This is a genomic window from Pseudoclavibacter sp. RFBA6 (genome assembly GCF_002931575.1).
In the GTDB taxonomy this organism is placed as follows: domain Bacteria; phylum Actinomycetota; class Actinomycetes; order Actinomycetales; family Microbacteriaceae; genus Pseudoclavibacter; species Pseudoclavibacter terrae.
Map to the genome: position 1 here is coordinate 38955 of NZ_PSUA01000004.1, position 12019 is coordinate 50973.

The 12019-nt window shown below is 66.7% G+C and carries 10 protein-coding genes; 9 read left to right on the top strand and 1 reads right to left on the bottom strand.

The window, feature by feature from the left end:
* The first annotated feature begins 69 nt into the window (after nucleotides 1-69).
* The gene (locus C5C17_RS18475) at nucleotides 70-1233 is read left to right on the top strand and encodes an ATP-binding protein (protein ID WP_181028447.1); all 1164 of its coding nucleotides are present in this window, start codon (nucleotides 70-72) and stop codon (nucleotides 1231-1233) included.
* Between the two features lie 86 nt (nucleotides 1234-1319).
* Entirely contained in the window at nucleotides 1320-1964 is a 645-nt protein-coding gene (gene lepB, locus C5C17_RS02540; RefSeq protein WP_181028448.1) for a signal peptidase I, read from the top strand.
* 34 nt (nucleotides 1965-1998) lie between these two features.
* On the opposite strand, the gene C5C17_RS02545 is transcribed toward lepB, so the two are convergent.
* On the bottom strand, nucleotides 1999-3219 hold the full coding sequence (locus C5C17_RS02545; RefSeq protein WP_104251822.1) for a hypothetical protein: 1221 nt from the start codon (nucleotides 3217-3219) through the stop codon (nucleotides 1999-2001).
* Between the two features lie 218 nt (nucleotides 3220-3437).
* Here C5C17_RS02545 and C5C17_RS02550 point away from each other — a divergent pair, with 218 nt between their 5' ends.
* The 7 genes from C5C17_RS02550 to C5C17_RS02580 all read left to right on the top strand — a co-directional run bounded on the left by C5C17_RS02550 (nucleotide 3438) and on the right by C5C17_RS02580 (nucleotide 11956).
* Entirely contained in the window at nucleotides 3438-4580 is a 1143-nt protein-coding gene (locus C5C17_RS02550) for a glycosyltransferase (RefSeq protein WP_104251823.1), read from the top strand.
* A 150-nt stretch (nucleotides 4581-4730) separates the two neighbouring features.
* On the top strand, nucleotides 4731-6311 hold the full coding sequence (locus tag C5C17_RS02555; RefSeq protein ID WP_104251824.1) for a polysaccharide biosynthesis tyrosine autokinase: 1581 nt from the start codon (nucleotides 4731-4733) through the stop codon (nucleotides 6309-6311).
* Nucleotides 6311-6853, top strand: a complete 543-nt coding sequence (locus C5C17_RS02560) for a hypothetical protein (protein WP_181028449.1) — start codon at nucleotides 6311-6313, stop codon at nucleotides 6851-6853. The genes C5C17_RS02555 and C5C17_RS02560 overlap by 1 nt, the downstream gene beginning before the upstream one ends.
* A gap of 75 nt (nucleotides 6854-6928) precedes the next feature.
* The gene (locus tag C5C17_RS02565; RefSeq protein ID WP_104251886.1) at nucleotides 6929-7924 is read left to right on the top strand and encodes a glycosyltransferase; all 996 of its coding nucleotides are present in this window, start codon (nucleotides 6929-6931) and stop codon (nucleotides 7922-7924) included.
* On the top strand, nucleotides 7915-8961 hold the full coding sequence (locus C5C17_RS02570; protein ID WP_104251826.1) for an RNA-binding protein: 1047 nt from the start codon (nucleotides 7915-7917) through the stop codon (nucleotides 8959-8961). The genes C5C17_RS02565 and C5C17_RS02570 overlap by 10 nt, the downstream gene beginning before the upstream one ends.
* Nucleotides 8958-9713 carry a cytidylyltransferase domain-containing protein gene (locus C5C17_RS02575; RefSeq protein ID WP_104251827.1) on the top strand — a complete coding sequence of 252 codons (756 nt, stop codon included), beginning with the start codon at nucleotides 8958-8960 and terminating at the stop codon, nucleotides 9711-9713. The genes C5C17_RS02570 and C5C17_RS02575 overlap by 4 nt, the downstream gene beginning before the upstream one ends.
* Complete coding sequence (locus C5C17_RS02580; protein ID WP_104251828.1) at nucleotides 9710-11956, top strand: N-acetylneuraminate synthase family protein; 2247 nt, start codon at nucleotides 9710-9712, stop codon at nucleotides 11954-11956. The genes C5C17_RS02575 and C5C17_RS02580 overlap by 4 nt, the downstream gene beginning before the upstream one ends.
* Nucleotides 11957-12019 lie beyond the last annotated feature (63 nt).

The following is a 12019-nucleotide window of genomic DNA, read 5'->3' on the forward strand; positions in this document are numbered from 1 at the left end:
CTGGATGCCGGCCAGGGGAGTGGTGCCCTGGTCCGTTCCAACGCCAGCGTAATTGGTAGGGTGGCCGCTATGACGAGAACACTGCGCCTCACACCCATTGGCGTGGACGTCGAGCTCCAGCTGGACGAGAGCATCTCTCCACAGTTCGAAGCCGACCTGCGGGAAGCCTGGACCGACGTCACGAGCGCGCACGGCGATGGGGAACCAGACGAGAGCCACCGTCTGGCGCTCACGCCCTTCGAGGTGCCTGAGCTGGGTGATGTCGTGCAGAGCACGCCAGAAGAGCTGGCCTCCCTCATCTCGACGATCGTGACGCTCGATGCGATCGAGCACAACGGCGGGCGCCTCGTGATGCTCCATGCTGCGGGCATCGCGCTCGATGACGGCCGCGTCATCGCCTTCGTCGGACCGTCCGGGCGGGGGAAGACGACGCTCGCGAAGACGCTCGGCCGCGAGTTCGGCTACGTCACCGACGAGACGCTCGCGATCGACTTCGACGGCAACGTGCTGCCGTATCGCAAGCCGCTCTCCGTCATCGTCGATCCGACCGAGCCGAAGGCGCAGCTGTCGCCCGCGCGGCTCGGGCTGCGGCCGCTGCCGAGCGCACCGCTCAAGATCGCCGCCATCGTCCTGCTTCACCGTGTCGAGGCCCACGAGCTCGAAGACGGGCCTCAGCTCTCTCCTGTCGCGACCGGCAGCGCCATCGGATGGATGGTCCCCGAGCTCAGCTACCTTCCCGCGCTCCCGGACCCGCTCGTGCAGCTCGCGCAGCTCATCGACTCCACGGACGGCGTGCGCCGGGTCACCTATTCGGAGGCGTCCCAGGTCGTCGCCCTGGTCCCTCAGATCCTCGACACGCACGGCGACATCCAGGCGTGGATGTCGGGGCACAGCGCGCCAGACGATTCCGCGGTGCCCGTCAGGCTCAGCGAAGATGCCTACCGCAGGGCGCCGGGGGTGCATTGGCTGCTGTTCGAGAACGAGGCCGTCACGCTCGAGTCGCGCATCGTCCGGCAGCTCGCAGGAATCGCTCCTGGCCTCTGGGAGCTCCTCGGTGACTGGACGACGCTCACACAGCTCACGGCCGAGCTCATCGCGCAATACGGCGAGGTGCCGGATGCGCGTCAGCTGGTCCAGGTCGCCCTCGACGGGCTCGTCGAGGCGAACCTCGTCGAGGTGAACCTCGTCGAGCAGGGCGAAGCCGCCGTCGTCGGAAGTCCGGCGGGGCAGTGAGCGGCGGGGAGCTTGCGAGTCCTCCGGCGAAGCGGGCTCCACGTTCTCGGCTCCGGCGAGTCACCTCGCATCCGCTGTTCCACCTTGTGGCCGCGTTCGCAGTGCTGGCCCTCGTGCAGGCGTTCCTCGTGAAGGTGTACGCCATTCCGTCGGCGTCCATGGATGACACGCTCGCCGTCGGCGACCGCATCCTGGTGAACCGTCTCGCGTACCTCGGCGAGGCTGCGCCCGAGACGGGCGACATCGTCGTGTTCGCCGCCTCTGACACCTGGGATGAAGCGCCCCCGGAGCCGCCGAGCGACCCTCTCCGGTTCGCTGCGAGAGCTGTGGGCGAGGTCTTCGGCATCGGTCAGGGCTTCTCGCACATCCTCGTCAAGCGCGTCATCGCCACGGGAGGGCAGACCATGGCGGTCGACCCCGGCACGGGCGGCATCGTCGTGGACGGTGTGGCGCTCGACGAGAGCTCGTACGTCGACCTCGATTTCGAGTTCGTCCCGGGGACGCTCGACTGCTCGACCTCGCCGGCATCACTGCGTTGCTTCGACGAGTTCACGGTGCCTGAGGGGCAGATCGTGGTGCTCGGTGACAACCGCACCAACTCGTCGGACTCGCTTGCCGCCTGTCGAGGTGGCGGCGTGGATGCGTCGTGCCTGCGCACCGTCCGCGACGGCGATGTCGTCGGAGAGGTGTTCTCGATCGTGTGGCCGCTGCCGAGGTTCGGCGGAGTCTGACCGGAGCCGCGTCGCGACGATCTGACGCGCGGAGCTATCTGACTCGCTGCTGGATGGGGAAGAGAGCTCCCTCGACCTCGGGACCGGCGGCCGCCTGGCGAACGGTCCAGGAGGCGTGACGCTGCGAGTAGATGCTCATGCCGATGCCGATCGTGATGAACGTCGGGAGGGTGATGAAGACCTCCCCGAGGCGGAAGGAGCAGAGCAGGATGACGATCGTGGCAGCTTCCACGATGCGCGCTTCAGGCGTCTGCTTGCCCTTCCCCAGGAACTGGAAACCGGCGAACGCGAGGAAGGCGAGCATGACGACGAGGAACGCGTAGCCGCCCTCGGTGATGAGCCCCCAGTAGGAGTTGTGGTAAAACCACGGGTCTCCCACGACTTGGACTGTCGCCTCGCCGAGCCCGTGACCGTACCAGGGGGCGGACAACGTCTTCTCGAGAGACGCCGCGTCGATGCGCTCGCGCAGCTCGTCCGAGCCTTCGCGGGCAGCGTAGGCACCGACCTGAGAGAGATTGTTCTCGGCGAAGAAGAATCCAGAGAGGAGCAGCCCGGCCAGCAGGATCCGGAAGAAGGGTCCGAGGAACCGCGCGCAGAGCAGCCAGATGAGTGCCGCGGCGAGAGCGGCCATAGAGGTGCGCGAGTCCGTGAGCACCACGGCAGCCGTGCCAGCTCCGGCGAGCGCGATCCGGGTCCAGGTCTTCGTGTAGATGATGAAGAGGAGAACGGTCATGATCGCGTAGGTGAACCCGGCGACGTTCTTGTCGTTGAGGAAGCCCGTCAGGAGTCCGCCGTAGGTATCCGGGGCGATGCCGGCGTAGAAGAGCGGGATGTTCGCGAGGAGGCCGACCGAGAAGCCCTTGAGTCCCGAGATGATGTCGATGCGTCCGCTGGCGATGAAGCCTGCGAGGAGCAGCATGATGAGGATGCGCCCCAGTCTCGTGACGTCGGCTTGGCCTGGACCTGTCGCGATGGCGACGATCGCGAGGAAGCTGACCAGGAAGATGCTGCCTGCCGTGAACCAGGTCGTGCCGCTCAGCTGCCTGGCGGGGCGGCGGAAGGCCGCGATGGCGACGAGCAGGAGGCCTGCGACGTCGTTCACCGGGAGTCCGATGCCGGGTGTCGCGATGCGGACGACGAAGAACATCATGAGCACGGCGTCGATGATGCGAGTGTTTCCGACGGCAAAGAAGGAATCCCGGACGAACGCGGGAGTTTTGCTGCTGGCCCCGGCCAGGGGAGAATTCTCGGTCACGTTCCGATGCTACGGTGTTGTCCCGGTGCTGACCAACAGCGCCGATGCAGCTCGATTCCGGGGGGAAGTCGAGCTGCGCACTCTCTGCTTTCCACCCGCAGCGCCGGCCGCCGCATAGGATGTGCGGAGATGGGCCACCGGGTTCCGAGTGCCCGCTTGCGGGGATCGTGCCTATCACCTCCTATTGGTGCCCAATGACTGAAAACCGAGGTGATCGGATGCGCGCGACTGAACCCACGCGTCCGCGAGTGGCTATCGCCCACGACTACATCACGCAGAGGGGCGGGGCCGAGCGCGTCGTGCTCTCCCTGAGTCGCGCGTTTCCTGAGGCGCAGATCTTCACGACGCTGTACGAGCCGGAGACGACGTTCCCGGAGTTCCGCGATCTCGACATCGTCACGTCAGCACTGAATCACATCGCTCCCCTGAGGAGGGATCACCGCAAGGCGCTGCCGTTCCTCGCCGCCGCGAGCTCCAGCATCCGCATAGATGCAGATGTCGTGATCGCGTCGACGACCGGGTGGGCCCACGGGTTCAACGCGACCGGGCGGACGATCGCCTACTGCCACTCGCCCGCGCGCTACCTCTACCTCAGCGATCAGTACCTCGGTGACGCGGGCCCCCTCTCTCCTGCTCGCCTCGGGTTGCGCGCGCTGACGCCGTTTCTCAAGAGATGGGATCAGCGGGCGGCCGCCCGTGTCGACACCTACCTCACGAATTCGTCGATCGTGCAGCGGAGAGTCGAGGATGTGTACGGCCGTTCTTCTGAGCTGCTCTTCCCGCCGCACAGCGTCGACGTCAGCGGGCCGCGCACTCCGATGCCTGAGCTGGAACAGTTCGTCGGGGAGGGTGGTCACCTTCTCCTCGTGTCTCGTCTGCTCCCGTACAAGAACGTCGATGCTGCGATCCGCGCGATAGCGGGGCTCGCCAACGAGCGCCTCGTCATCGTCGGTGATGGGCCCCAGAGAGCCGAGCTCTCGGCGATGCTGCCGGAGAACGCCCGCCTGGTGTCCGGCATCAGCGATGAGCACCTCCGTTGGCTCTACGCCAGGAGCCGGGCGCTCGTCGCGCCCTCGCATGAGGACTTCGGGCTGACGGTCATCGAAGCGGCGGCGTGGGGAAAGCCCAGCATCGCCTTGCGAGCCGGTGGGTACCTGGATACGGTCCTCGAGGGTTTCACAGGACGATTCTTCGCCGAGCCGACTCCGGCCGCGATCGCTGAGGCCATCGCGGCGTCTCGATTCCAGGTCTGGGACGTGCCCGCCATCAAATCGCATGCCCATGAATTCTCTGAGCAGGCGTTCGCGCAGCGTCTTCATGAGCTCGTCGACGGAGCCTCGTTCCCTCGTGAGGGCAGGTGACATGAAGGCAGTCGGTGATTCGTGGCTGGAGCCTCGTCCGATGCGCCACCAGATGGCGCTCAATGCATCCAGTTGTTACTGTGAGTTGTCCTCGCGCACGGGTGCTATTCCCGTGCGCGGAATGTTGTGTCTAGGAGAGGCGTACGCGCTGTGACGGTACTCGATTTCTTGCGTCTCACCGGCAAGAGCTGGAAGATCCTCGCTGTTGGAGCGATCGTGGGCCTGCTGGCGGCGTTCGGCTACACGCAGATCCAGCCCAAGGAATACGAGGCCAATTCTGCCGGGTTCGTCGTGGCGAGCGGAAACGCCGAGCTCGGCTACATCAACGGCTCCGAGGCCGCGATCGCCAAGGCGAACTCCTATATCCCGCTCATCACGAGCCAGCCCGTCTACGCGAAGATCGCGGAGAACCCTGACTCCGGGCTGGCGGAGGGTGAGACGCTGAACGGACGACTGTCCGCGACCGTTGCGCCGAACAGCAACCTCATCAACGTCCAGGCGACTGCCAGCACGCCTTCGTCGGCCGTCGCTCTCGCGAACGGCGCGCTGCAGGCTATGGCCGACGTCATCACGGAGATCGAGACCCAGGTCGGCGGCGGAGCCTCCGGGGTCACGGTCGTCGAGCTGCAGAACGCGGTCGAGCCGACCTCGCCTGTCAGTCCCAACCTCCGCAACAACCTCATCATCGGCGGTGCGATCGGCCTCCTCCTGGCCTACGCCTTCGCACTGCTTCGTCGCTCGCTCGACGTGAAGGTGCGCGACTCGAAGGACCTCGCCGCCGCCTCAGGCGCCGGCACGCTCGGGCGCATCCCGAAGTCGCCGCAGCTCATGGGCAAGAACCGCGGCACGAACGACGCCGACGCGATCGCGGCCGAGTCGTTCCGTCGCCTGCGCACCAACCTCCGATTCGCGAGCGTCGACGAAGAGATCCGCTCGATCGTCGTCACCAGCGCGAACGCAGGTGAAGGAAAGTCGACGGTGTCGACATCGCTGGCACAGGTCCTCGCCCAGTCGAACACACCCACGATCCTCATCGATGCCGACCTCCGACGCCCGACGGTCGCCACAGTGCTCGGCATCGATGGGAAGATCGGTCTCAGCGAGGTGCTCAGCGGGCAGGTGTCGCTCGAGGACGCGCTCGTCGGATCCAAGATCCCGGGCCTCTACGTGCTCCCGTCGGGTCGCATCCCCCCGAACCCCTCGGAGATGCTCGGCTCAGAAGCCATGAAGTCGATCGTCAGCCTCCTCTCCAAGGACTACATCGTCGTCATCGACGCCCCTCCTCTGCTGCCGGTCACCGACGCGGCCGTGCTCTCCACGCGCGTCGACGGCGTCGTCCTCGTCGCCTCCGCCGGACGAACGCGTCGCGAAGACGTCTCGGCGGCGCGCGACATGCTCAAGCAGGTGCACAGCCGCATGCTCGGCACGGTGCTCAACATGGTGCCCCCGCGCGACACCGCCGATGGGTACGAGTACCGCCGCAACCGCAGCTACTACGTCACTGCCGACAAGAAGGGCATGCCCAAGTTCAAGGCGGTCAAGGGGCACGCAGACCCCTCGGAGCAGTTCAGGGCCCAGAACGACGCGGTCCCGGCGCAGCGCGAATCGCTTGCGCCGTCGCAGCCCGCGCAGGTGCGATCGGCACCTGTCGTTCCGGCCCAGTTGGAGACTCAGTCTGCGGAACCGGTGAGCGAGCAGCCCCAGAGCCGCCGATCGCGCAGAGGCGCTTAGTGCCGAGCCTGCTCTTCGTCTGTCACGCGAACATCGCGCGCTCGGTCTCCGCCGAGTTCATCGCTCGCGCCCGCCTCGGGTCGGCGAGCGACTGGCAGGTGTCGAGTGCCGGCGTGCGGGCCCTGGTCGGCGAGGACATCGATCCCACGATGGCAGATGCCGTCCGTGGGATCGGCGTCGAGACCACCCCGCACGTGGCCCGTCAGGTCGATCTGGCGATGCTCAAGGACGCCGACCTCGTCCTGGCGTTCGAGGGCACCCATCGTTCGTGGATGCTCAGCGAATCGCCCAAGGCCGTTCGGAACACCTTCACGATCCGCAGCGCGGCCCTGCTCCTCGAGACGATCCCTCGCCGGGCCGCTCCGCTGCCCTACCTCGCACACACGAAGACACCTCCGGGTGGGGATGTCGACTTCGCCGACCCGTATGGGCGGGGCGAAGCGGCCGCCAGGCAAGCCGTTGCAGAGATCGATGCTCTGCTGGCCACCATCCTTCCGGGCATCGACGCCGTAGCGCGCACGGCCCGCCTCCAAACAGCCTGATCTCGAGGGAATGAACGTGAACACGTCACGCTGGCAGTGCGCGACTGCGACTTCATGCGATGCGAGGGCTGGCGCATGGTGAGGCGGCTGCTCATCGTGAGCCCGGACTTCCACGGGTACTGGCGCGCGGTCGCCGCTGCGTTCGAGTCGATCGGCTTCTCCGTGAGCGTGCACCGGTACGACAGCCACAGCACGGTCGTGGACCGAGTCCGCAACAAGCTGCAGCACGAGCTGCCGGAGGCGATGCGGTCGCGGACGGCTGAGGAGAAGGCGACGCTCCGTGCTGTCGAGCATCTCGGGTCAGAGCGCTTCGACGCCGTCCTCGTCATCAAGGGCGATCAGCTCGGCGATATCTGGTGGGAGTCGCTTGGCGCGAGCGGCGTGCGGTCGGCGACGTGGCTCTACGACGAGATCCGGAGGACCAGGTACACGCCGGAGTTCCTCGCCGCGACCGGCCCGGTCGCGAGCTACAGCCACGACGACGTGCGGCTCCTGAACGAGCACGGAGCGCAGGCAGCCTTCGTGCCGTTGGGGTTCGATGCGAGCCAGGGGTTCTCCCGCGTCGACGTGCCCGCGGTGACCCTCGTCGGCGCCCGCTACCCGAATCGCGAGCGGCTGGTGCGCGACATCCAGGATTCGGGAATACCCGTTCGCGCCTATGGGCGAGACTGGTCGCGGAAGCTCACTGATGTCGCCAGGACGCGCCGCTTCAGGTCTGCGGGAGTACCAGCCAGCGGGGACCTCGCTCGGGATGGCGCCTACGGGGTCATGGCGGGAAGCCTCGCCACTCTGAACGTGCACGCAGACCAGGATGGCTTCACGATGCGCACGTTCGAGGCGGCTGGAGTCGGTGGTCTCGAGCTCGTGGATCGGGCAGACGTGCACGAGTTCTACGACGTCGGCGAAGAAGTGCTCGTGTTCGACACCGTCGAGGAGATCGTCGAGCTGGCACGGCGTGCACAGCGAGAGCCGTCGTGGGCGGCTGGGATACGGGAAGCCGGACGCAAGCGCACGCTGGCCGAGCACACGCTGATGCACCGAGCCCGATCCCTGGAGGCGCTATGGGTCTGAACATTCCCGAGGACCTCGCCGCGTGGCAGCGATGGCAGAATTCTCGATCGATCAAGCGACAGATCATGTCCAGGGTGCGTCCGTCCTCCAATGCTCCGGAGTTCACCCTCATGGTCAACGGGCCGGAGCCGCGGCTGCTCATCCTCATCGACGTGCCGACGCCGAGCGCGGTTGCCGCCTACGCGGAGCCCCTGCGGTTCCTGGAGGGAGAGCAGATCGCGGTGCTGGCGCCCAAGGACCTCAGTGGCATGCTGGCCGGGCAGTGGACCAGTCGACGCCTCGAGGGCACCGCTCTGCCTCGGGAGCTCCGAAGCGTTCGAGCCGTCTTCGCGGCCGGACATTTCCTTCCAGCGGGAGCCATCGGCTACCGCTGGAGCAGGGAGCTCGGCGCACGCTTCGTCGTCGCCCAGCACGGACTGACGACTCCGTTCGCCCCACCCCTGGCAAGCGGCAGCCACCTCCTCGCGTTCTCCGAGGACGACGCGGAGTTCTGGAAATCTGGACGCGCTGATGTGACGCACGAAGTCGTGGGAGCCCAGCTGCTCTGGCATGCTGCCGGGCGTGGCCGCGCCCGGCCGGTGTCGCAGGGCCCCACGGACACGACACCCGTGTTCCTCGGACAGCTGCACGGCGCAGAGCTCTCCCGCTGGGCATCGGCGAAGACCGCCCGCACCTTCTGCCTGACGACCGGTGCAGAGTACCGGCCGCATCCGGCGGAAACCGACCGGCTCTCCCGTCTCCAGCATCGTTCCTGGCAGCGTCGGGGCGTGCGCTTCGAGAGCTCGGGGCTGTCGCTCGCGGACCTCGACCGGCCTGTCGTCTCGGTCTTCTCCACGGGCGTCCTCGAAGCCGCGGCCGCCGGCCGGCAGGCTTGGGTGACCTGCATCGACCCGCCCGAGTGGGTGAGCGACTTCTGGTCACGCTATGGTCTTTCGATGTGGGGCAGCGAACCGACTCCTGCCCCGCCTGTTCCCCCGGCAGAGCCAGCACAGTTGATAGCCGCGAGTATCGCGCGCATTCTGGAAGGAACAGTATGAGGATCTTGTGCGTCATCCCCGTGAGGGGCGGATCCAAGGGCATCCCCGGCAAGAATCGGCGCATCGTCGCCGGCAAGCCGCTCGTGGCGTGGACGATCGAGCAGGCCCTCCAGGCTCGTCCCGTGATGGATGTGCTCGTCTCGACCGACGACGAGGAGCTCGCCGCCATCGCTCGGGACGCCGGGGCACAGGTGCCCTGGCTGCGGCCCGCCCACCTGGCGGAGGACACGACGGCGACCGAACCGGTCGTCGAGCACGCCATCGCCGAGTACTCGGCAGCCGGGCGACGACCAGACGCCGTCATGCTCCTGCAGGCGACATCGCCGGTCAGGCTTCCAGGCACGCTGGATCGCGCCATCGCGCAGTTCATCGAGTCCGGTGTCGACTCCATGGTCGGCGCTGTCGCGCAGACCCCGTTCCTGTGGCAGCACGGAGCGGACGAGGGCGATCAGCCGAAGGCGCACTTCACCGTGGACGCGAGACCGCGAAGGCAGGAACTGGAGCGCACGCAGATGTTCTACCGCGAGACGGGCTCCCTCTACCTCACGAGGACCGAGACCTACGAACGAGACCACAACCGGCTCGGCGGCACCATCGGCATCTTCGAGATGGATGACGTCGAAGGGGTCGACATCGACACCGAGCTCGACCTCTCCATCGCAGACCATCAGCTCTCTCAGCTCCACCGTGACGAGGGCTCAGCCTCGTCACCGGAAACCGCAGCACCAACAGACAAGGACTCCGCTCAGTGATCATCGAGCGCAACCTCACCCCGTACATCGTCTTCGCTGAAGACTCAATCGTCGTCGGCCTCCAGAAGATCAGCGCCAACCAGCAGCGCATCGTGTTCTGCGTCGACGAGCACGGACGCCTCAAGGGATCGCTCTCTGACGGCGACTTCCGACGCTGGATCGTCGCGAACCCGACCGCTTCGCTCGACGTGTCGTGCGTCGAGGTCGCGAACACGAACACGCGCACCGCATCGGCGACCTCCACCCCGGCTGATCTCGCACCGCTGCTCGGGCACGGTGGCGTGAGCCACCTCCCGCTCGTCGACGCGACCGGCCACCTCATCGCCGTCGCCATCGACCGCAACGACGTCCTGCGCATCGGCAGCCACGAGATCGGCGCCGGTCACCCCGCGTTCGTCATCGCCGAGATCGGCAACAATCACAACGGCTCCGTCGACCTCGCGAAGCGACTCGTCGACCTCGCGGCGGACGCGGGCGCAGACGCAGTCAAGTTCCAGCTGAGGGACATGGACGCCCTGTACCGGCAGAGCGGAGCATCCACAGCCGGTGAGGACCTGGGCGCACAGTACACGCTCGACCTCCTCTCCAGAGTCTCTCTCCCAGCGGAAGACCTCTTCACGGTCTTCGACCATGCGCGCGACCGAGGCGTCGACCTCATGTGCACGCCGTGGGACTCGCCGAGCGTTCAGGCACTCGTCGACTACGGCATCGAAGGCCTCAAGATCGCGTCGGCGGACCTCACCAACCACGAGCTGCTCAGGGACGCAGGCTCGCGCGGCCTGCCGCTCATCCTCTCGACGGGCATGTCGCGGGAATCGGAGATCCTGGAGACCGTGAGCCTCCTGCGCTCGCTCGGCTCGAGCTTCGCGCTCCTGCACTGCCAGTCCACCTACCCTGCGCCGTTCAAGGACATCAATCTCGCCTACCTCGATCGCCTCGGCGAGATCGGCGACAGCATCGTCGGATACTCCGGGCACGAGCGCGGCTGGCACGTCCCGGTCGCCGCCGTCGCCCGTGGGGCACGCATCATCGAGAAGCACTTCACCGTCGACCGCACCATGGAAGGCAACGACCACACGGTGTCGCTCCTGCCAGACGAGTTCGCGCAGATGGTCGAGCAGATCAGAGACATCGAGCTGTCGCTCGGGGACGCGAGCCCGCGCGAGGTGTCGACGGGCGAGCTCATGAATCGCACGACGCTGGCGAAGTCCCTCGTCGCCGCCAGATCACTCCGCGAAGGCGAAGTGCTCCGTGCCGAGGACATCGCCGTGAAGAGCCCCGGACGTGGCCTCCAGCCCAACCGAATCGATGAGCTCATCGGCCGCAAGGCGAACCACGACATGGCGGAAGGCGAGTTCTTCTTCGAGAGCGACCTCACCGACACCGCATCCGTCGGTCGGGAGTTCGAGTTCCGCCGACCGTGGGGGCTGCCTGTGCGCTACCACGACTACAAGAAGCTCATCGAGAAGTCCACGCCGGACTTCCTGGAGTTCCACTTCTCCTACAAGGACCTCGAAGTCGACATGGACAGCTTCTTCACGGAGCCCCTCGACATGGACTTCACGACGCATCTCCCCGATCTGTTCGCAGGGGACTTCCTCGTGGACCTCGCGTCGACCGACGACGAGCACTGGGAGCGTTCGATTCGCGAGGTGCAGCGCACCATCGACACGACGCGCGCCCTCAAGAAGTGGTTCACGCGATCGAGCGAGCCGATCATGGTCGTCACCATGGGCGGGTTCACGAAGGACAAGCACGTGCCCGCCGAAGCGCGCACAGCCATGTACGACCGCATCGCAGACGCGGTCAAGCGTCTCGACACCGATGGCGTCCGGATCGCCGCGCAGACCCTGCCGCCATTCCCGTGGCTCATGGGTGGGCAGCAGTTCCACAACCTCTTCCTCGACCCGAACGACACCGCGGAATTCTCCGCGACGACCGGCACCAAGCTCTGCTTCGACGTGTCGCACTCGAAGCTCGCCGCCAACTTCCTGGGGATGCCCTTCTCCGAGTACACCGAGATCATCGCCCCGCACAGCATCCACCTGCACCTCGTGGACGCGACCGGAGTCGACGGCGAAGGCGTTCAGGTCGGTGACGGCGAGGTCGACTGGCCCCTCCTGGCAGGGCAGCTGGACGAGTTCGCGCCGACGGCGCCGTTCATCCCGGAGATCTGGCAGGGACACATCGACAACGGTCAGGGCTTCTGGACAGCGCTTGATCGGCTCGAAAAGTGGCTCTAGAGGCAGACGGCACCTCGCCGCGGGACACGGCAACCGACAGTGCGACAGGAAGGCCCCTCGCGC